A 19,867-nucleotide genomic window follows, 5' to 3' on the forward strand; every position below is an offset into this window, starting at 1 on the left:
AGTGTGCTCCTCCTCCCCCCGCGGGGACCCGCGCCTTCCGGAGGTGAAGCGCCCGACTACCGGTGCCGGAGTCGCCGGCAGCCGTGCGGACCGACGACGACGTCCCGCCCGCCGCGCCGGCCGGTCAGCCGGGCCGGCTCAGACCCCGTCGTCGGGAGCGGGGCGGTCGTCGGTCTCGCCGGCCTGGCGCCGGCGGTAGGCGGTCATGTTGGTGCGGTTGGCGCAGCGCTGGCTGCAGAAGCGCTTGGAGCGGTTGCGGGAGAGGTCTAGGAGCACCCCGTCGCAGTCCTCGGCCCCGCACTCGCGCAGCCGGTCCGTCTCGTCGGCACGGATCACGTCCACGAGGGCGAACGCCGTCTCCAGGCGCAGGCGGGCGGCCAAGGGGGCGTGCGAGGGCGAGGCATGCAGGTGCCAGTCCTTGCCGTCGTGCCGGGCGAGGTGCGGAGCCAGCTCGGTGGTGTCGAGCACGGCGTTGACCGCGTCCACCATGGCGTCCCGGTCCAGGGCCCAGACCCGCCGCAGCTCGCGGCGCACCTCGCGCACCTCGGCCAGCTCCTGCTCGTCGCGGTCGAAGCGTCCCGACCAGCCGTGCTCCTCCAGGAGGACCCGCAGCTGGGCGGTGGTCACCAGCTCGTCCTCCCCGGAGCGCGAGGCTCCCGGCGCGGTGTTCATCAGCGCCACGTCGGACTCGAGCACGTCTTCAGTGTCATAGGCAAAATGCACTTGACTACTTATCCTCTCCACGGCTAGCGTGAGTGTCATCAACAGTTTAGACCCTTACGCGACGATGGTCGCGAGAAGGAGAACATCATGGTCGGCGGACTCTACCTCCTGGCGCTGCTCTTCGTGTTCGCCACCGTGGGGCGGCAGTCCGTCCCGCGGCGGGAGCGCACGGCCCTGCGCAGCTGGACGCTCCGGGACGTGTACTACAACGTGCGGCGCGGGCTGATGGTGCTCGGCGAGCACGGGCCGTCCTATCCCGCCCTGGACAGCACGGAACGGCCGGCGGCGCAGCGCACCCGCTGAGCGACACCGGATCGGCCGGAGGCCCCGGCAGTTCTCAGCTCCGGGCAGCTCGGGGTCCCCACGTCATGACGGGGTCGGCGGACCGGGGCGGGCGCTCCGGTCAGAGCGCGACCTTCTCGAACAGAGCGGCCGTGCCGATCCCGCCGGCGGAGCTGATCATCGCCAGCAGCAGGCTCCCCGGCGGCAGCGCCCGCGACCGGGCGAGCAGGCGTACCACGGACACCGCTCCGGAGGCGCCGTAGGCGTGGCCCAGGGCCAGGGCGCCGCCCTCGGCGTTGAGCACCTGCTCGTCGAGGCCGAGCAGGTCGGTGCAGGCCAGGACCTGCCCGGCGAAGGCCTCGTTGAACTCGACCGCCGCCAGCGCCTCCACGGGCACGCACTGCTCCGTCAGCAGCTGCCGGGCGGCCACGGCGGCGCCGAGGCCCAGGCGCGCCGGGTCCACCCCGACCGTGGCCGCGCCGCGGAAGGCCAGTCCGGCCGGAACACCCAGGCCCTGCGCCGTGGCGGGGTCGGTGACGAGGACGGCGGCCGCCCCGTCGGCGTCGCCGCAGGAGTTGCCGGCCGTGACCGTCCCATCGGCCTCGAACACGGGCGGGAAGCGCGCCAGCAGCCGCGCGGTGAGCGCCGGCCGCGGGCCGTTGTCGGCCTGCACCTCCCCACGCGGTCCGGTCACCGGCACGAGCTCGTCCTCGAACGCTCCCGCCTCCGCGGCGGCCAGCGCCCGCCGGTGGCTGCGCAGCGCGTAGGCGTCCTGGCGTTCCCGGCCGATCCCGTGCTCGCGCGCGACGGTCTCGGCGGCCTCACCCATGTCCGGGTCACCCAGGTGCTCCGGGGCGAACTGGGCGCGGCGGTAGAACTCGACTCCCCCGTCCTGGCGTCGTCGTCCGCGCAGCGGTGCGGTGCTGATGCTCTCCGCCCCGCCGGCGAGGAAGGCCCGGCCGGCCCCGGCCTGGGCGAGCCGGCAGGCCAGTACCACGGCGTCCAGGCCCGAACCGCACTGCCGGTCCACGGTGAGGCCCGGCACGGACAGGGGCAGACCGGCCTCCAGCGTCGCGAGCCGGGCCAGGTTGCCCCCGGCGCCCACGGCGTTGCCGACCACCACGTCCGCGAGCCGGGCGGGGTCCAGCCCGGAGTCCGCCAGCAGGGACCGGAGCACCGGGCCCAGCAGCCGGTGGACGGGCACGCCGTCGAGCAGGGTCCCGACCCGGGCCAGGGGCGTGCGCCGGCCCAGCACCAGCACGGGGGCGTCAGCCGAGGGGGCGGGCACGGGAGTCTCCTTCGAGGATCCAGTCGCGGAGCAGCGAGCGGCTGAGCTTGCCGGCCGCGGTGAGGGGCAGCTCCTGCAGCTCCAGGTACTGCTGCGGGCGCTTGGCCGGCGCCAGGCGCCCCTCCAGCCCGGCGCGGAGCCGGAGCCGGTCCGGTCCGCCGGGACGGACGGGGAGGATCCCGGCCACGATCCGTTGACCGCGGGTTTCGTCGGGAAGCCCCACGACGACGACTCCGGCCACTCCCGGCACCCCGGCCAGGGCCGCCTCGACCTCGTGCGGATAGACGTTGTGCCCGCCGCTGTTGATCATCTCCGCAGCCCTGCCCAGCACGTGCAGCCGGCCGTCGCGCAGGACGCCCCGGTCCCGCACGGTGGCCATGCCACCGAGCCGGCCGAAGGCCCGGTCGTCGTCGCCCCAGAGGTAGCCGTCGCAGACCAGCTCCGAGCGGACGGCGACGGTCCCGGCCGTCCCCTCCGGCACCGGGGCGCCGGCGTCGTCGAGGACGGCGAGCTCCACCCCCGGGAACGCGGTGCCCACCCCTGTGCCGGCGTCGCCGGCGGGCTCGGGGACGGGCCCGCCGGCCGGGTGGCAGCGGGCGGCGACGAAGCCGAGCTCCGCGGCGCCGTAGTACTCCCAGACGGCGGCGCGCGGCGCCCAGCGGCGGGCCGCCGCCAGCGTGCCGGGGTCCAGCTTCTGCCCGGCGCACACGATCGTGCTCACCCCGTTCGCGTCGGCACCGCCGGCCGGGCCGCGCTCGGCGAGGACCCGCAGCATCGTGGGCACGAGCACCAGACGGGTGACGCCGTGCCCGGTGATCGCGGCGCGGGCGGCCGCCACGTCGAAGCGCGGCAGGGTGACGAGCGTGGCTCCGGCGTGCAGGCACTCTGACAGGGCGTAGAGGTTCAGGCTCGCCGAGAGCGGGCCGGGTGCCAGCACCCGGTCCTGCGGTGCCAGGCCGAAGTGCTCCGTGGAGGCCTCGAAGGAGCGCTGCCAGGAGGCGCGGCTGCGGCGGAAGCCCTTGGGCAGGGCCGTGGTGCCGGAGGTCAGGCCGATGAGGAACGCCGAGGCGGGGTCGCCGTCGCGCAGCCGCGCCGGGGCCGGGTGCTCGGGGAGCCGGTCCGCGCAGCGCTCCTGCACCCGCTCGGCCATCTCCTCCGGCCAGGACGGGTCGAGGACGGCGCACTCGCGCTCCTCGGCCACGCCGGCGGCCCACCGGACGGCGAAGTCGGTGCCGTTGCCCTGCCGCAGGACGCCCGTGGCCTCGCCGGAGGCCGCCAGGGCCGAGGCCTGGGCCCGCAGCTCGCTCCAGCTCAGCCGCTCGGTCCCACAGACGACGGCGGGCTCGTCCGGGCGCTCGTCGGCCCAGCGGTTCAGGCGGTCCAGGAAGGGCATGTCCTCGTCCTCGTCGGTGGTCCCACGGTGCGGGTGCGGTGCTGAGCCGTGAGCAGGGTGTCGCGATCGCCGCAGCGGGCGGCGCTCCCCCGCCGGCGGTCAGCGGCCGGCGGTCGGCACCCCGCCGAGGAGGCGGCGGTAGCTGCGGTGGACGTTGATCGCGGCCAGGGTCGCCACGACCGCCTTGAGGAGGTCCCCGGGAACGAACACGAGCGAACCGAGGGCGGAGGTGGCCAGCGGCAGCCCGGTGACCACGGCCGTCCACGGCACGCCGAAGGCGTAGATGACCACGATGCCGCCGAGGACCACGCTGAGCAGCACGGCGGCGAAGCGGGCCGTGCGGCCGGTGCGCCGGATCGCCCAGTACTTGACCAGCAGGCCGACGACCAGCGCCGCGGGGATCCAGCCGACCAGGTAGCCGCCGGTCGGGCCCAGGAACACCCCGAGCCCACCCCGGCCCCCGGCCAGCAGCGGCAGTCCGGCCAGCACCAGGGCGTGCAGGACGACGACGGAGAGCATGCCGCGCACCGGCCCGAGCAGCGCGCCGGCGAGCATCACCCCGAGGGTCTGCAGGGTGATGGGCACCGGGACGATCCCGACCGTGATCGGCGGCACGAGGCCCAGCGCGGCGATCAGCGCCGCGAACACCGCCACGAGCACCGTGTTCTGGGTGCTCGTGGCGGTGTCAGCGGTCCGGGAGGTCGTGGTGGTCGGGGTCCTGGTGGTCATGGGGTCCTTCGGGTCGGGACCGGGCCGGTGGGCCCGGCCGCTGGGAGGCAGCGGATGCGGAGAGTTCGGACGGAGAGGAAGCGGACGAGAGGGAACGGATTCCGCGGGAGCGGACGAGACGTGGGAACGGATCGGGCGGGACCGCACGAGGTGGGAACGGAGCGGACGAGAAGTGGAAACGGACCGGGCGAAAACGGACGGGACAGGTCAGTCGGGCGCGGCCGCGGCGCGCCGGGGCGGCGGCGCGGAGTCGTAGCAGCGCGCGTCGAGGGCGGCGGCGATCTGCTGGGCCGACTCCAGGGTGCGCACCAGCAGCGGCACCAGCACGGCGAGCGGGCTGTTGTGCAGGCCGCGGGCGAACTGCGCCTCGCGGACCTCGAGGTACTGGCCACGGATCTGCGGGATGAACCGGATCGTCATCGACAGGGCCAGGCTCATCTGGGCCGGGTTCAGCCCGAGGTGCCGGGTCGGGGCCAGCAGCCGCTCGAACAGGGCCAGCATCTCGCCGAACGTGGTCGACAGGCTCACGGCCCAGGCGAACAGGCACAGGCTCAGCAGCCGCAGGGCCGCCACGGACGCGGCCTCCCAGGTCGTGCTGACCCCCAGGGTGACGAAGACGATCCCGACGATGAGCACCAGCCCCGCCAGCATCCGGGCCAGGCGGGCGAGCGGGGTGCGGGTGAGCACCGCGGCGGACACGGCCAGGACGAAGACCGCGACCTGGACGCCCAGGTCCGTCACGGCGTAGATGCCGAGGCTGGCGGCGAACAGGAACGCGAACTTCCACCCGGCCGGGATCCGGGTCAGCGGCCCGGTGCGCTGCGGACCGGTCACCGGTCGCTGATCCCGCAGTAGAACTCCACGGCCGGCTCCGGGGCGCCGTCGAAGGCGATCCGGCCCTCGTGCACCACCAGGACCCGCTGGTAGTCGTCGATCAGGTCCAGGTCGTGGGTGACCACGACCGCGCGCTGGTCGAGGCCGTCGATGGTGGCCTGCAGCCGGCGCCGGTTGCGCCGGTCGAGCATGGTGGTCGGTTCGTCGAAGACGATCGTGGACGGCTCCATGACCAGCACCGAGGCCAGGGCCACCAGCTGCTTCTCGCCCCCGGACAGGGCGTGGGACTCCCGCTCGCGCAGGTGGCCGATGCCCAGCCGCTCCAGGACTCCGTCGACCCGTGCGGTGAGCTCGGCCCCGCGCAGGCCGAGGTTCTTCGCCCCGAAGGCGAGGTCCTCGTCGACGAGGGGCATCACGATCTGGTTCTCCGGGTTCTGGAACACGAAGCCGACCTGGCGCCGGATGAGCTTGGCGTCCTTCGCGGTGGACAGCCCGTCCACGTGGACCGTGCCGCGGGTGGGCAGCAGCAGCCCGTTGAGCAGGCGCACCAGGGTGGACTTGCCCGAGCCGTTGAGCCCGATCACCGCGATGCGGTGCTCGTTCAGGGACAGGTCCACGTCCGTCAGGACGTCGACGCCCTCCCGGGTGACAGTGACCCCGCTCAGCCGGATGCCCGAGCGCTGCGTGCCCGGCGGCGCGGCAGGCTCGCCCCGGCGCGGCCGGTTGCGGAGCGGGTGCTTGATCGACACCGTGGACGCCTTCCTCTCCTCGTCGTGCGCGCCGGCCCGCGGACGTCGCCGTGCCCCGGTGCCGCCCGGAGGCACGGCCCACCGGCCCGGGACGTCCCGGAACCGAGGGGCGCGGGGCCGATGGGTCTCAGTCCCGGGGTCCCGGCTCGAAGTACAGGTCGGCGTGCAGGGCGCACCCGGGGTTGAACCGTGCCGCGCACCGTGGGCACCCGTCCGCCGCCAGGTAGGCGCGGACGGAGAGCTCGTGTCCGCACACCCCGCAGAGCACGGCCTCGGCGTCGTGGTCCTCGGCCGGCCACTGCGCCGCCGGGTGGCCGGCGGTCTCCTCGTGGCACAAGTGACAAGGATAGTACTCCCGGCAGCACCAGAACTTGATCGCGATCACATCCAGCGGCGTCCGGTAGTGCACGCACCGCGTCTGCTCGTCCACCGGACGTCCCAGGATCCGTCGCATCGCTGCTCCTCTCGCGGGGTCCGCGCCCGGCTCTCCCTCGGCGCCCGGCCGGAGCTTCTCGTCCGACAGCGACCACTGTACGGAGCAGGGACCGCACTGATCGGAAATCAGTACTGAGCAGGGACAACGCTAAGCAGGGACTGTACGAGGCGGGAACTGTACGGAGCAACAGGTGCGCGGCCCGGAACCACCGCGCGGGTGGGGGCCGGACCTCAGCCGAGCAGGATCACGTCGAGCCTCCGGGGCCCGTGCACGCCCTCCACGCGCTCGAGCTCGATGTCCGAGGTCGCGGAGGGCCCGGAGATCATCGTGACCGGGGCCGTGGGCTCCACCCGGGCCAGGGCCTCGGGGATCAGCTCGACCACCGTGTCCAGCGGCACCACGCAGATGTGGTGGTCGGGGACCAGGCTGATCGCCCGGCGGCCCTCGTCGGGACGGCCGGTGAGGAAGATCGTGCCGGTCTCGGCGCAGGAGACGGTCGAGGAGGTCAGCACGGCGTCCACGGCATTGAGCTCCCGCACCCCCAGCGCGGACGCGGCTCGGGCGTCGCCGGGGTCCGCCAGCGCCCGGCGGGCGGCGGTGTCCTCGGGCAGCCAGGACCGGTCGAGGCCGGCGGGGACCACGTAGCGGGCCGAGACGCCCAGCAGCTCGGCGATCCTGCCCGGCAGGGACTCGGGGGTCTCGTGGTGCACGGCGGCCCGGTAGTCGACCAGCCGGTCCTCGAGCATCTCGACGACCTCCTCGCGCGGACGCTCCGAGGCCCGGCGGTAGCGGCGCTCCGCGGGCGCGGGCGCCGGGGTGTCGTGCAGGGCCCCGCGGATCCGGTTCAGGATCTCGGTCTTCGCGTCGGTCATCGCTCTCCCCCGTCGTGCTGCGTGTTCTTCCGGGCCGCGTCCTGCGGGCCGCGGGCGGTCCCGGCCGGGGCGCCGTCGGACATGGTGCCGGCTGTGGCGCCGTCGGACGTGGGCCCGGCCGGGGCACCGGCGGCGCCGGACGGGGTGCTGTCGGAGACGGCGCCGCCGTCGGCGGCCACCCGCTGCGCGGTCTCGCCGGCGTGCTGGGCCCACCAGTTGCGGAAGGACTCCTTGGGCGGGGCGGGGATGTCGCGCTCGTCGGTCCACCCCCCGGCGGTCCCGGGCAGCCAGCTGATCGCCCGGTCCCTGCCGGCGACGGCCCGGCCCAGCGGCAGCGCCTTCTCGGCGAGCGCCATGCGCCTGCCGGAGGACATCACGAAGGAGGCCCCCTTCATCATGAGGTCCATCTCGGACGGGGCCTGCGGCAGGCGCCGGGTCCGGGCCGGTGCCGCGGCGGCGCCGTCGTCGGAGCGCTCGCCGTGCCGGGTGCGCACGTCCTCGTCGCGCAGGTGCACGAGGATCTCGGGGATGTTGATCTTCACCGGGCAGACGTCGTAGCAAGCCCCGCACAGTGAGGAGGCGTAGGGCAGGGACGCGTTCTCCTCGGAGGTGATGCCGGTCAGCTGCGGGGAGAGGATCGCCCCGATCGGCCCCGGGTAGGTGGAGCCGTAGGCGTGGCCGCCGGCCTGCTCGTAGACGGGACAGACGTTCAGGCACGCCGAGCAGCGGATGCAGTGCAGCGCGGAGCGCCCGGCGGGGTCGTCGAGCACCGCGGTGCGGCCGTTGTCCAGCAGCACCACGTGCACGTTCTGCGGCCCGTCCCCCGGGGTCACGCCCGTCCACATGGAGGTGTAGGGGTTCATCCGCTCCCCGGTGGAGGAGCGCGGGAGCAGCTGCAGGAACACCTCCAGGTCCTGGAAGGTGGGCACAATCTTCTCGATGCCCATCACGGTGATCAGGGTCTCGGGCAGGGTCAGGCACATCCGGCCGTTGCCCTCGGACTCCACCACGGTCAGCGTCCCGGTGGAGGCCACCCCGAAGTTCGCCCCGGAGACCGCCACGGAGGTGGAGAGGAACTTCTCCCGCAGGTGCGTGCGGGCGGCCTCGGCGAGGTCGCGCGGCTCGGACGTGAGCGTCTCGTCGGTCTCGGCCATCTCCTGGAGGAAGATGTCGCGGATCTCGTGCCGGTTCTTGTGGATCGCCGGGACCAGGATGTGCGAGGGCTTGTCGTGGCCGAGCTGGACGATCAGCTCGGCGAGGTCCGTCTCCGTGGCCGTGATCCCGTGCTCCTCGAGGTGGGCCTCGAGGCCGATCTCCTGGGTGGCCATGGACTTGATCTTGATGACGTCGGTGGACCCGGTCGCCTGCACCAGCTCGGTGACGATCCGGTTGGCCTCCTCGGCGTCGCGCGCCCAGTGCACCGTGCCGCCGCGGGCCGTGAGGTTGCGCTCGAACTCCTCGAGCAGCTCCGGCAGGTTCGCCATGACCTGCTCCTTGATCGCGGAGCCGGCCGAGCGCAGCTCCTCCCAGTCGGGCAGCTCTCCCGCCACCGCGGCGCGCTTGCCGCGGATCGTGTGGGTGGCGTGGCGGATGTTGGCGCGCATCTGCGTGTTGCCCAGCTCGGCCTTCGCCGCGGCGGGGAACGCGGTCCGCGCGTGCAGGTTCCCCTGCCCGTGGACGGGGCGGACGGCGGGCATGCCCAGGGCCGTGCGGCTCATCGAGCACCTCCGGTGGTGTGGGGGGCCGACGACGACGCCGAGCGGCGCGCCCCCGGGCCGGGGATGGACAGCTCGACCGGCCCGGAGACCACGAGCGGGTTTCCCCGGGTGGACGCGAGGATCTCGGCGAAGTGGACGGTGGCCGCGCCCGTGCCCCGGCGGTTCATGGCCCCGCCCAGGTGCATCAGGCAGGAGGCGTCCCCGCCGGTGCACAGCTCGGCGCCGGTCGAGACGATGTTGCCGATCTTCTCCTCGGCCATCGCCGCGGAGACGTCCGGGTTCTTGAAGGAGAAGGTCCCGCCGAACCCGCAGCACTCCTCGGCGTCGGGCAGCTCGACGAAGTCGATGTCGCCGACCGAGGCCACCAGGTCCTTCTGCCGGTCCCCCAGGCGCAGCAGCCGCATCCCGTGGCAGGACGGGTGGTAGGTCACCCGGTGCGGGAACCAGGAGCCCAGCTGCTCGGCCGCGTCCGTCACGCCGAGCACGTCGGTCAGCAGCTGGGAGAGCTCGTAGGTCGTCGCGGCGACGGCCGCGGCGCTCCGGGCGAGGTCCTCGTCGCCTCCGGCGCGGGCGATCATCGGCTGCTGGTGGCCCAGGGAGGCCACGCAGGAGCCGGAGGGGGCCACGGCCACGTCGTAGTCCGCGGTGGAGAAGGCCTTGACGTGGTTGCGCACCACGGGCAGGGCGTCGTCGAAGTAGCCGCTGTTGACGTGCATCTGGGAGCAGCAGCCCTGGCCCGGCGGGAACACCACCTCGTGGCCGAGCCGCTCGAGCACCCGCACCGTGGCCAGGGCGACCCGCGGGTACATCGCGTCCACGATGCACGTGGCGAACAGGGCGATTCTCATGGGACCTCCGGAACGAGGAGCGGAAGGGGCGACGACGACGGGGCGCCGTGTGTGGTCTGACCATGCTAGACCAGTGAGACGAGCGCCACAACGAGCCGGCGGCCGGCCGATTTCTCCGGGGCCGGAGGGGTTGGGGTTGTGACGTGGGTCATGTACTCTTTGTGGTCAGACCATAGTGGTCCGACCATAGCTTCGTCCGGTGACCGGACCTGCACCGCACACCCGTCCTCTTTCCCCGCCCGTCCTCGACGAGGCGGGCCCAGAAAGGATCTCTCCGTGGACAACCTCGCTGTGCTGAGCCTGCTGGCTCTGCTGCCCCTGCTCCTGGTGGGCGTGCTCCTGGCCGGTTTCCGATGGCCGGCGAAGTTCGCGATGCCGGTGGGCTATCTCGCCGCCGTCGTGGTGGCGCTGACCGTGTGGCAGATGAGCTTCACCGGTGTGCTGGCCGCCACCGTGGAGGGCCTCATCGTGGCCATCACCATGCTCTACATCGTCTTCGGTGCCCTGCTGCTGCTCTCCACCCTCACCGTGGGCGGGGCGATGGCCACGATCCGCGCCGGCTTCAACAACATCTCGGCCGACCGGCGGATCCAGGCCATCATCATCGGCTGGCTCTTCGGCTCGTTCATCGAGGGCGTCTCGGGCTTCGGCACCACGGCCGCCGTGGTGGCTCCGCTGCTGCTGGCCATGGGCTTCCCCGCGATGGCCGCGGTCATGGTGGGGCTGATCGTCCAGTCCACTCCCGTGAGCTTCGGCGCGGTCGGCACGCCCATCCTGGTGGGCGTCGCGGGGGGCCTGGGCGGGGACCCGGCGGTCGCCGAGCGCGTCGAGGTCCTGGGCGTGACCATGCCCGAGTTCGTCAATTCGATCGGCTTCTACACAGCGGCCATGCACGGCATCGTGGGCATCCTGATCCCGCTGATCCTCGTGACCCTGCTCACCGGGTTCTTCGGTCCCGACCGCCGCTTCCGCGACGGGCTCGCGGTCTGGCCCTTCGCCGTGTACGCCTCCCTGGCCATGACCGTCCCCTACGTGCTGGTGGCCCGCTTCCTCGGCCCCGAGTTCCCCTCGATGTTCGGCGGGATCCTCGGCCTGGTGCTGGTGATGTTCACCTCCAGCAAGGGTTTCCTCATGCCCAAGGACACCTTCCAGTTCGGCCCCCGGGACTCCTGGCCCGCCCGCTGGATGGGCACCATCGAGCCGGCCGAGGCCACGGACGTGTCCACGCACATGAGCACGCTCCGCGCCTGGGCCCCCTACGCCCTGATGGCGGGGCTGCTCGTGGCCACCCGCGTCATCGCCCCGCTGAAGGAGTGGCTGACCGGCCTGGCGATCCCGTTCGAGAACATCCTGGGCACCGGGATCAGCACGACCGTCCAGCCGTTCTATCTGCCCGGCTTCGTGCTGATCCTCGCCTCGGTCTTCGCCTATCTGCTGCACCGGATGGGCTCCCGGGAGATCACCCGGACGCTCAGGATCTCGGCCGGCCAGCTCGCGGGCACCGCCGCCGCGCTGCTCTTCGCCGTGCCCCTGGTGCGCGTGCTCATCCAGTCCGGCCCGGACCTCAACGAGTCGGGGCTCTCCAGCATGCCGGTCACCCTCGCCGAGGGGGCCGCCGCGATCTCGGGCGGCTCATGGCCCGTGATCGCGCCCTGGATCGGCGCGCTGGGCGCCTTCATCGCCGGGTCGAACACCGTGTCCAACCTGACGTTCTCCCAGTTCCAGTTCTCCACCGGCGCGGCGATCGGTCTCGACCGGCCCGAGCTCGTGGTGGCCGCCCAGGCCATCGGCGGTGCCGGCGGCAACCCGATCGCCATCCACAACATCGTGGCGGCCTCCGCCACCGTGGGCCTGCTCGGGCGCGAGGGAGACCTGCTGCGCAAGACCATCATCGTGACCACCTACTACTGCCTCGCCGGCGGCGCGGTCGCCTACCTCTTCATCCACGGCGTGGGCCTCAACCTGGGCACCCTCATGCTGGTCCTGCTCGTCGCAGGCCTCGCCGTCCTGGCCCGCCGGCTGTGGCGCCAGGACGCGCCGGCGAAGACGCAGCTCCGGGTCTGACCCGAGCCGCGGCGGCACCGCCGTGCACTGCGACCCCTGCCCTCGGCCAGGGGTCGCAGTCGTCCTCGACCCGGCGGGTCCCCGCACTTCCCTAGACTGGTCCGCGTCCCGCCCATCCCCTGAGGAGCCCCCCGTGCCCGCAGCCTCGCGCATGTACACCGTCGTCCTCGACTGGCTCGAGGAGCGCCTGCGCTCGGGCGAGATCTCGGTGGGCGACAAGCTGCCCGGGGAACGCCACCTGGCCGAGGAGTTCGGCATCTCCCGAGCCTCGGTGCGGGAGGCGATCCGGATCCTCGACGCCATGGGGCTGGTCCGCTCCTCGACCGGGTCGGGGCCGAACGCGGGGGCGATCGTGATCTCGGACCCCTCGGCCGCGCTCGGGTGGGCGCTGCGGATGCACGTGGCCACCCGGTCCCTGCCGGTGCGGGACCTGATGCAGACCCGGCTGCTGCTCGAGACCCAGTCCGCCCACGAGGCCGCCGCCGCGGCCGAGACCCCGGAGCGGGCGGCGGTGCTCGAGCACGCGGCGGAGCTCGTCGCCGCCATGGAGGATCCCGACCTGCCGGACGAGCGCTTCCACGCCGCCGACGCACAGTTCCACATCCTGCTCGCGTCCCTGGCCGGCAACGTGGTGGTCGAGACGATCATGTCCTCGCTGCGCCAGGCCACCATCGGGTACGTCCAGGAGACGGTCGCCGGCCTCGACGACTGGCCGCAGGTCCGCCGCACCCTGCAGGAGCAGCACCGAGCCATCCTGTGCGCCACCCAGGAGCGCCGCGGGGACGCCGCCGCCGCCGCGCTGCGGCACCACATCACCTGGTTCTTCGGCCACAGTCCCGCCGCCCAGGAGGAGCACGGGCGGCAGCACTGAACGAACGCCCCCGGGCACGCCTTGTCCCCGGGGCCGGGCGGGGACGACCCGGTGGACGCCCGGAAGAGTGCGGAACGCACGAGAGCGGCCGCACCGGTTCCGGTGCGGCCGCTCTCGTGCGTGGAGTCGCGGGGCAGAGGTTGCACGGTAGGGGGCCATCGGCCGAGGGGGGGTGCAAGGTGATCCAAGCCTTGCGCGGCCGCATCCCGATCCAGGGGGGACTGTCCCGGGGCGGCCCCCTACCGTGAGCAGGTCGGTGGACCATCCGGTCCGGGGCTCGGCCTCATGGGGGGTTGGGCCACGCTCCGTGGGGATGTCTCTCACTCATCCACCGACTTTTCTTCTCTGCTCGCACTACTGATCATGCCGGGCTTGCCGATGCAGATGAATGCACTTTCGTCTACAAGTGTGCTGGACTTCCGTCCGGGTCCCCGGCGACGGAGGTCGAAAAGGACTCAGAGATCGCGCAGCTGCGGGTCCACGAGCCCGCTCTGGTACGCCTTGATGAGCGCCTGGACGCGGTCGCGGACGCCGAACTTCTCGCAGACCCGCCCGAGATAGGCCTTCACGCTGCCCTCGGAGACGTGCATCTGCTCGGCGATCTCCCGGTTGCTCAGCCCCTGCGCCAGGAGGGTCACGGTCTCCATCTCGCGCTCGGTCAGCAGGGAGCGCAGGCCGTCGTCGGCCGAGCGGGCCTGTTGCTGGTCCGGGACGGAGATGACGTTGTCCGCGAGCGCCCGGGCGATCGCCGGGGAGAGGGCGAGCTCGTCCTTGAGCACCTGGTTCACGGCGTCGATGATCTCGTCCGGCCGGGCGTCCTTGACGAGGTAGCCGGCAGCACCGGCGCGCAGCGCCGGCACCACGAACTCCAGGGTGGAGAACGTCGTGAGCGCCAGCACCTTGGACCGCGGGCTGCGCGAGGTGATCTCCCGGGTGGCCTCGATCCCGTCCATCACGGGCATCTTCATGTCCATCAGCACCACGTCCGGGTCGGCGGCCAGACATCGGTCGACGGCCTCGCGGCCGTTGGCCGCCGTCGCAATGACCTCGAACCCGGGCTCGGCCGAGAAGAAGGACTTCAGGGCCTCCAGCATCAACGGCTGGTCGTCCACGACAAGCACTCTGCAATCAGTCACTCGCACAGTCTATTTTTCCGTGTCCCCCAAAGTGCAACACGTCATATTCGCCAAAAGTCACAAATGGTCTGGACAAAGGTCGATAGGTTCGTTCGGTTAACGTTGGCAAAATGGAAGGCACCAGGGCAGCACACCCCCCTCGCAGCCGGGACATCTCTCCCCCACACCGGCCGCATTCCCCCCGATCCGGTGCTGCTCTCGTGATCCAAGGAGCCCCCCATGTCCAAGAAGAAGCTGACCACCGCCATCGCCTCTGCCGCCCTCGCCGCGTCCTTCATCGTCGCCCCGGTGGCCCCGGCGAACGCCGGCCCCTCGCTGATGGCTCCCCAAGGACCGCGGCACGCCGTGTGCCACTATTTCCCCTTCTTCTGCTGATCGACTAAGTCTCTCTATGTGACTATTCCGACCGGCGTCTCAGAACGAGCACCGTCCACAACCGAGAAGCGATCGTTTTTCTACGCCACCCCGATCGCGCGCTGGTTGTGCACGGTGCTCGTGCTTTTTGCGATCATTGCCCTCGCAGACGACATCCGCTCCATCGTCCTGGAGCTCCAGAGCGAGCCGGAGACGGAGGCCGAGGCGATCGAAGAAGCCAGGCGGAATATCCGCCTGGCGATCGACAGCATCTTCTCCTACTTGGCCATCGGCCTGCTTGCCTACCGATCAACTTGGGCCGCGGTGGCCTCCTTGCTGTCTCTGGCCAGCGCGTTGCAGATCGACGACTACGGCTCGGCCGTTCTGAGCACCATCGTCATCACGGTCGCGGTTCTGGCTACTGCCACCCGCCCCTTCATCGTCACTTATCTCATCGTGTACGCGGTCTGGGGCACATTGGCCACTCTCCGGCGAGGAGAAGACTCCTTTCTCTTCTGGGGCCTGGCGGGGGTCATTCTGGGGTCAGCACTGATCGGCGCGACGGTGCGCTATTTCCACGGACAGCGCCGCCGGGACGAGCAGCGGGTCCGAGACCTTGAGGCCCTCAACGAGCGGCTCCGGGAGGACGAGCGGCAGGCGCTGGCCCGCGACCTGCACGACGTCGTCGCCCACGAACTCACCCTCATCACGATGCAGACCATGAGCCGGCGCCGCTCCGGCAATGTCGGCGAGCTGCACCAGGTCCTCGAGACCGTCGAGGATGCCGCGCGCTCGGCCCTGCACGAGCTGCGGGTGATGCTGCGGCTGCTGCGCAACGAGAACGAGGGCGAGCACCCGCGGGACGTCACGGGCGCCGGCCTGTCCATCGGCAGCCTGGAGCACGTGGTCACGTCGCTGGCGGCGAGCCTGCGGGACCTGCGCTTCGAACCGGACGTCGTCCTCACCGGGGACCTCGAGGCCATGCCCACCACCGTGCGCGGCACGGCCGCCCGCATCCTGCAGGAGTCCGTCACCAACATCATCAAGTACGCCCCACGCGGGTCCGGCTGCCGGATCGAGGTGGCGGCGGACGAGCACGAGCTGCGCCTGCGCGTGCTGAACCCCATGCCCCGCAGCCACCAGCGCACGGGCAACCACTCCTCGGAGCTGTCCTCGGGGCTCGGCCTGCGGGGCATCGCGGAGCGCGTCTCCCTTCTCGGCGGCCGCGCCGAGAGCGGACAGCAGGACGGGCAGTGGGTCCTCGACGTGTGCCTGCCCGTGGACGGCCGGGACGCCCTGTGACCCGGCGGGCCGAGCCGGATCCCGGCCTGGCGCGGCGCGTGGCGGACGTCGTCGCCGGGATCCCTCCGGGCCGGGTGCTGTCCTACCGGGACGTCGCAGAGCTGGCGGAGTGCCGCTCCCCGCGGGCCGTGGGAACCGTCATGGCGCGCAACCCGACCGGCCAGGAGCTCCCGTGGTGGCGCGTGGTCACCGTGCAGGGCACCCTCGCCGACCACCTGCAGGCCGAAGCCCGGGACCGGTACCGGGCGGAGGGCACGCCCCTGCGCGAGGACGACCGGCACCTCGTGCGCGTGGACATGGGCCGCGCGCTGTGGACCCCGGATCCCCCCGGCGCGTAGCTGTCGCTCCGCGGACCGGATCGGGGCCCAGGACCTGCACCCGAGGAATCGGTGCTCGCGCGCTGGACCGCGCGCCCGGCTCAGAAGTCCAGCGGGCCGGCCACCTCGAAGAAGTTGCCGTCCGGGTCGAAGGTCCTGCCGGTGAGCCGCTCGAACGCCTCGACGTAGCGCGCGCGGGTCCGTTGCACCACCTGCTCCGGCAGCGGGGGCACGGGGCCGGTCCCGTTCCAGCCGGACTCGTCGGAGCGCAGCCAGTCCCGCACGTACTGCTTGTCGAAGGAGGGCTGGGCCTGGCCCGGCTCGTAGGTCTCGGCGTCCCAGAAGCGGGAGGAGTCGGGGGTGAGGACCTCGTCCCCGAGGGTGATCGCGCCGCGGTAGGAGTCCAGCCCGAACTCCACCTTGGTGTCGGCCACGATGATCCCCCGCTCGCGGGCGATCCGCTCGGCCGCGCTGTAGATCCCCAGGGTCAGCTCCCGCAGCCGGTCGGCCACGGCATGGCCGACCCCGTCGGCCATCTCCTGGAACGTGATGGGCAGGTCGTGCTCCCCCACCTCCGCCTTGCCGGTGGGGGTGAAGATCGGCTGCTCCAGCCGGGAGCCGTCCACGAGCCCGGGGGGCAGCGCGATCCCGCACACCTCGCCGGTCTCCCGGTAGTCCTTGAGCCCGGACCCGGTCAGGTAGCCGCGGGCGATGCACTCGACGGGGAACATCGACAGGTTCTTGCACACGACGGCGCGCCCGCGCACGGACTCGTGCACGTCGGTCGACAGGACGTGGTTGGGCACGCCCGCGAGCTGCTCGAACCACCACAGGGACAGCTGCGTGAGGATCTTGCCCTTGTCCGGGATCTCCGTGGGGAGGATCTCGTCGAACGCGCTGATCCGATCGGAGGCCAGCACCAGGACCGAGCCGGCCCGGTACTCGGCGTCGTCGTAGATGGCCACCCCCGTGGCCCGCAGCCGCGACTCGTCGGGGACGTAGAGCTCCCGGACCTTGCCGGAGTAGATGTGCGTCCACCCGGGGATCTCGGGAGGCGTGCTGACGGTGCCCTGCTCGGTCATGCCTGCTCCTGACGGGGTCGGGGATCGGAGGCGCCGGGGACGGTGACGAGGCCCCGCGCGGCCTTCAGCGCGATGTCGGTGCGGTGCTGGGAGCCCTCGAGCGCCACGAGCCCCACGCCCCGGTACGCGCGCTCGCGGGCGTCGTCGAGGTCGGCCCCGAGGCCGACGACGGCGAGCACCCGCCCGCCGGCGGAGACGATCCGCCCGGCGTGCTCGCCCTCGCGGGCCAGGGCGGTGCCGGCGTGGACCACGTGCACGCCCTCGAGGGCCTCCGCCTCCGCCAGCCCGCCGATCGGGTCGCCCTTCCGGGGGCTGTCCGGGTAGTCCTGCGCGGCGACGACCACGGCGACGGCCGTCTCGGGTCGCCAGCGCAGCCGCTCCGCCTCGTCGAGGCGCCCGGCGGCGGCGTCGCGCAGGAGCCGGCCGAGCGGGGTGGTGAGCCGGGCCAGCACGGCCTGGGTCTCGGGGTCCCCGAAACGGGCGTTGAACTCGATGACCCGCAGGCCGCGGGTGGTCACGGCCAGCCCGCAGTACAGCACGCCCACGAAGGGAGTGCCCCGGCGGCGCATCTCGTCGACCGTGGGGCGGGCCACGCGCTCCACGACCTCGTCCACGAAGCCCTGCGGCAGCCACGGCAGCGGCGTGTAGGCGCCCATCCCGCCGGTGTTGGGGCCCTCGTCGTCGTCGTGGATCCGCTTGAAGTCCTGGGCGGGGCTCAGCGGGATCACGCGGGAGCCGTCGGTGAGCACGAAGAGGGACACCTCGGGGCCGTCGAGGAACTCCTCGACCACCACGCTCCCGCCCGCGGCGAAGCACGCGGCGGCGTGCTCGAGCGCGGCCGCGCGGTCGGAGGTGACGACCACGCCCTTGCCGGCGGCGAGCCCGTCGTCCTTGACGACGTACGGGGCGCCGAAGGTGTCGAGGGCGTCGGCGGCCTCCTCCTCCGTGCCGGCGACCCGCGCCATCGCGGTGGGCACCCCGGCCGCGGCCATGACCTCCTTGGCGAACGCCTTGGAGCCCTCGAGCCGCGCGGCGGCCCGCGAGGGACCGAAGACGAGGAAGCCGGCCTCGCGCAGGGCGTCGGCCACGCCGGCCACCAGCGGGGCCTCGGGCCCGACGACGACGAGGTCCACCGCGAGCTCGCGCGCGAGCGCGGTGGCCGCGGCGGGGTCGTCGGCGTCCACGGCGTGCACGGGGACGAGCTGGGCGATCCCGGCGTTGCCCGGCGCACAGTGCACCTGCTCGACCTCGGGGTCCGCCAGCAGTGCGCGGATGATTGCGTGTTCGCGGCCTCCGGGGCCCAGTACCAGAACCTTCACGCCCTCAGGCTAGTTGGCGGCAGCGGCTTCTGACACATCGATGCCCCCGCCGCAGGCCGACCTTTCATTATACGTAAGCATCCTGATGATGTGCTCACAGTTCCCGTGCCCCGCCGACGTCCTCGGACATCTTCGCTGGTGAGCCCGGCCACCGGCCTACCGTGGAGGGATGAACAGGCAGCGACGACTCACAGCAGCATCCGCCGCAGCGGTCCTGGGCCTCTTCCTGGCCGGCTGCGACAACACTGACAACTCCGGGACGGAGGCTCCGCCCGAGGCTCCGGCCGAGACGGCTCCCGCGACCATCCTGGACCAGTCCGGGCCGGCCTCCGACCCCACCGCGGGGCAGACCGGGATGGGCGACGACGCCACCACCGACACGGGCGCCGAGGGCACCGTCCCCGAGGGCGACGCGGGCGACGCCGGCGGCGCGGGCACCGGGGCGGACACCGACGCCGAGACCGGCACCGACAACTGACCCGGGGCCGGCCCGGCCCGGCTGACATACTGGGGCGATGCAGACCTTCACCTCGGACCGCGCCGTGGACCTCGCCGTCGTCGAGCGCAGCGGCTTCGTCGAGTCCCGCCACCGCGGCTCCGCCGTGGTCCTGGCCCCGGACGGGTCCGTGGCGGTGGAGCTGGGCGACATCGGCACCCCGATCTTCCCCCGTTCCACGCTCAAGCCGTTCCAGACCATCGCCGCCATGCAGGCCGGCGTCCCGCTGCGCGGGGCCCAGGTGGCCATCGCCTCCGCGTCCCACATCGGCTCCTTCGAGCAGCTCGACGCCGTGAGCTCGATCCTGACGGCCGCCGGCCTGACGGAGGAGGCGCTCCAGTGCCCGCCGGACTGGCCCGAGGACGAGGAGGTCCGCACCGAGCTCGTCCGGGCCGGACGCGGCCGGGCCCGGATCTGCATGAACTGCTCCGGCAAGCACGCCGCGTTCCTGTGGGCCTGCACGGAGAACGAGTGGCCCACGGACAGCTACCTGGACCCGGAGCACCCCCTGCAGCGGACCGTGCTGGAGACCGTCGCGGAGTTCTCCGGCGAGCCCGTGGCCCACGTGGGCGTCGACGGGTGCGGCGCGCCCCTCGCGGCGATCTCGCTGACCGGTCTCGCCCGGGCCTACTCGACCCTGGGCCGGGCCGCGGGCAACCTGGACGCCGACGCCCGCGCCGCCACGGTGGCCCAGTGCATGCTCGACTACCCCGAGCTCGTGCACGGGCCGGGCAAGTACAACACCGTGGTCATGGAGGAGCTGGACGTCGTGGCGAAGCTCGGGGCGGAGGGCGTGCTCGCGCTCGGCACCCGCAGCGGGTGGTCGGTGGCGCTCAAGGTCCTCGACGGCGGCTCCCGCGCCAACGCGCTCGTCGGCCTGAGCCTGCTCGCCCACGCCGGGGCCGTGCCCGCCCCGGCGGCCGCCGCGGTGATCGGCCGCGTGGTGCGCCCGGTCATGGGCGGCTCCCGCCCCGTCGGACGGCTCCGCCTCGCCGAGCCCCTGCTGGAGCTGCTCGGGCCGGAGGCGGTCCGGGCGCTCGGGCAGGACTAGACC

Annotated in this window: 21 protein-coding genes; 8 read left to right on the forward strand and 13 right to left on the reverse strand. The window is 72.8% G+C overall.

Annotated features, from left to right (window positions below):
- Positions 1 to 138: 138 nt before the first annotated feature.
- Positions 139 to 696 carry a CGNR zinc finger domain-containing protein gene (locus RCG67_RS03705; protein ID WP_368824881.1) on the reverse strand — a complete coding sequence of 186 codons (558 nt, stop codon included), beginning with the start codon at positions 694 to 696 and terminating at the stop codon, positions 139 to 141.
- 114 nt (positions 697 to 810) lie between these two features.
- On the opposite strand from RCG67_RS03705, the gene RCG67_RS03710 reads away from it, so the two are divergent.
- On the forward strand, positions 811 to 1,026 hold the full coding sequence (locus RCG67_RS03710; RefSeq protein WP_058872368.1) for a hypothetical protein: 216 nt from the start codon (positions 811 to 813) through the stop codon (positions 1,024 to 1,026).
- Positions 1,027 to 1,126: 100 nt separating this feature from the next.
- Here the strand turns inward: RCG67_RS03710 and RCG67_RS03715 are convergent, their stop codons facing one another.
- The 9 genes from RCG67_RS03715 to RCG67_RS03755 form a co-directional block, all read right to left on the reverse strand.
- Entirely contained in the window at positions 1,127 to 2,293 is a 1,167-nt protein-coding gene (locus RCG67_RS03715) for a thiolase family protein (protein ID WP_368824882.1), read from the reverse strand.
- Positions 2,274 to 3,686 (reverse strand): class I adenylate-forming enzyme family protein, encoded by a 1,413-nt coding sequence (locus RCG67_RS03720; RefSeq protein WP_368824883.1) that lies wholly within the window; start codon positions 3,684 to 3,686, stop codon positions 2,274 to 2,276. The genes RCG67_RS03715 and RCG67_RS03720 overlap by 20 nt, the downstream gene beginning before the upstream one ends.
- A gap of 99 nt (positions 3,687 to 3,785) precedes the next feature.
- Entirely contained in the window at positions 3,786 to 4,415 is a 630-nt protein-coding gene (locus RCG67_RS03725) for a biotin transporter BioY (RefSeq protein ID WP_368824884.1), read from the reverse strand.
- 207 nt (positions 4,416 to 4,622) lie between these two features.
- Positions 4,623 to 5,249 (reverse strand): energy-coupling factor transporter transmembrane component T family protein, encoded by a 627-nt coding sequence (locus tag RCG67_RS03730; RefSeq protein ID WP_368824885.1) that lies wholly within the window; start codon positions 5,247 to 5,249, stop codon positions 4,623 to 4,625.
- Positions 5,246 to 5,998, reverse strand: coding sequence for an energy-coupling factor ABC transporter ATP-binding protein (locus RCG67_RS03735; protein ID WP_368824886.1), 753 nt, complete (start codon positions 5,996 to 5,998; stop codon positions 5,246 to 5,248). Before RCG67_RS03735 ends, RCG67_RS03730 begins: the two co-directional genes overlap by 4 nt.
- 127 nt (positions 5,999 to 6,125) lie before the next feature.
- Positions 6,126 to 6,452, reverse strand: coding sequence for a CHY zinc finger protein (locus RCG67_RS03740; RefSeq protein WP_058872364.1), 327 nt, complete (start codon positions 6,450 to 6,452; stop codon positions 6,126 to 6,128).
- 212 nt (positions 6,453 to 6,664) lie between these two features.
- Entirely contained in the window at positions 6,665 to 7,306 is a 642-nt protein-coding gene (locus tag RCG67_RS03745; RefSeq protein ID WP_368824887.1) for a LutC/YkgG family protein, read from the reverse strand.
- Positions 7,303 to 9,024 (reverse strand): LutB/LldF family L-lactate oxidation iron-sulfur protein, encoded by a 1,722-nt coding sequence (locus RCG67_RS03750; RefSeq protein ID WP_368824888.1) that lies wholly within the window; start codon positions 9,022 to 9,024, stop codon positions 7,303 to 7,305. The genes RCG67_RS03745 and RCG67_RS03750 overlap by 4 nt, the downstream gene beginning before the upstream one ends.
- Positions 9,021 to 9,872: a (Fe-S)-binding protein gene (locus RCG67_RS03755; RefSeq protein WP_368824889.1), complete on the reverse strand. Its 852-nt coding sequence runs from the start codon at positions 9,870 to 9,872 to the stop codon at positions 9,021 to 9,023. Before RCG67_RS03755 ends, RCG67_RS03750 begins: the two co-directional genes overlap by 4 nt.
- A 276-nt stretch (positions 9,873 to 10,148) precedes the next feature.
- Here RCG67_RS03755 and RCG67_RS03760 point away from each other — a divergent pair, with 276 nt between their 5' ends.
- Together RCG67_RS03760 and RCG67_RS03765 are read left to right on the forward strand one after the other, a co-directional pair.
- The gene (locus tag RCG67_RS03760; RefSeq protein WP_368824890.1) at positions 10,149 to 11,936 is read left to right on the forward strand and encodes an L-lactate permease; all 1,788 of its coding nucleotides are present in this window, start codon (positions 10,149 to 10,151) and stop codon (positions 11,934 to 11,936) included.
- 151 nt (positions 11,937 to 12,087) lie between these two features.
- Positions 12,088 to 12,807, forward strand: a complete 720-nt coding sequence (locus RCG67_RS03765) for a FadR/GntR family transcriptional regulator (RefSeq protein ID WP_368825127.1) — start codon at positions 12,088 to 12,090, stop codon at positions 12,805 to 12,807.
- 455 nt (positions 12,808 to 13,262) lie between these two features.
- Here the strand turns inward: RCG67_RS03765 and RCG67_RS03770 are convergent, their stop codons facing one another.
- Positions 13,263 to 13,943 (reverse strand): response regulator transcription factor, encoded by a 681-nt coding sequence (locus tag RCG67_RS03770; protein ID WP_368824891.1) that lies wholly within the window; start codon positions 13,941 to 13,943, stop codon positions 13,263 to 13,265.
- A gap of 219 nt (positions 13,944 to 14,162) precedes the next feature.
- Here RCG67_RS03770 and RCG67_RS03775 point away from each other — a divergent pair, with 219 nt between their 5' ends.
- The 3 genes from RCG67_RS03775 to RCG67_RS03785 are packed head-to-tail and all read left to right on the forward strand — an operon-like array spanning position 14,163 to position 15,937.
- Positions 14,163 to 14,318, forward strand: a complete 156-nt coding sequence (locus RCG67_RS03775; RefSeq protein ID WP_368824892.1) for a hypothetical protein — start codon at positions 14,163 to 14,165, stop codon at positions 14,316 to 14,318.
- An 18-nt stretch (positions 14,319 to 14,336) separates the two neighbouring features.
- Positions 14,337 to 15,599, forward strand: coding sequence for a sensor histidine kinase (locus RCG67_RS03780; RefSeq protein ID WP_368824893.1), 1,263 nt, complete (start codon positions 14,337 to 14,339; stop codon positions 15,597 to 15,599).
- Positions 15,596 to 15,937 carry an MGMT family protein gene (locus RCG67_RS03785; protein WP_368824894.1) on the forward strand — a complete coding sequence of 114 codons (342 nt, stop codon included), beginning with the start codon at positions 15,596 to 15,598 and terminating at the stop codon, positions 15,935 to 15,937. Before RCG67_RS03780 ends, RCG67_RS03785 begins: the two co-directional genes overlap by 4 nt.
- Positions 15,938 to 16,017: 80 nt before the next feature.
- On the opposite strand, the gene RCG67_RS03790 is transcribed toward RCG67_RS03785, so the two are convergent.
- Positions 16,018 to 16,998 (reverse strand): phosphoribosylaminoimidazolesuccinocarboxamide synthase, encoded by a 981-nt coding sequence (locus RCG67_RS03790; RefSeq protein WP_368824895.1) that lies wholly within the window; start codon positions 16,996 to 16,998, stop codon positions 16,018 to 16,020.
- Positions 16,995 to 18,317 (reverse strand): phosphoribosylamine--glycine ligase, encoded by a 1,323-nt coding sequence (purD, locus tag RCG67_RS03795; protein WP_368824896.1) that lies wholly within the window; start codon positions 18,315 to 18,317, stop codon positions 16,995 to 16,997. Before purD ends, RCG67_RS03790 begins: the two co-directional genes overlap by 4 nt.
- A gap of 169 nt (positions 18,318 to 18,486) precedes the next feature.
- Between purD and RCG67_RS03800 the strand changes: the two genes are divergently transcribed.
- Positions 18,487 to 18,795, forward strand: a complete 309-nt coding sequence (locus RCG67_RS03800; RefSeq protein WP_368824897.1) for a hypothetical protein — start codon at positions 18,487 to 18,489, stop codon at positions 18,793 to 18,795.
- A gap of 37 nt (positions 18,796 to 18,832) precedes the next feature.
- Entirely contained in the window at positions 18,833 to 19,864 is a 1,032-nt protein-coding gene (locus RCG67_RS03805) for an asparaginase (RefSeq protein ID WP_368824898.1), read from the forward strand.
- Positions 19,865 to 19,867: the final 3 nt, after the last annotated feature.

This window comes from Kocuria cellulosilytica (assembly GCF_040981245.1).
GTDB lineage: Bacteria > Actinomycetota > Actinomycetes > Actinomycetales > Micrococcaceae > Kocuria > Kocuria cellulosilytica.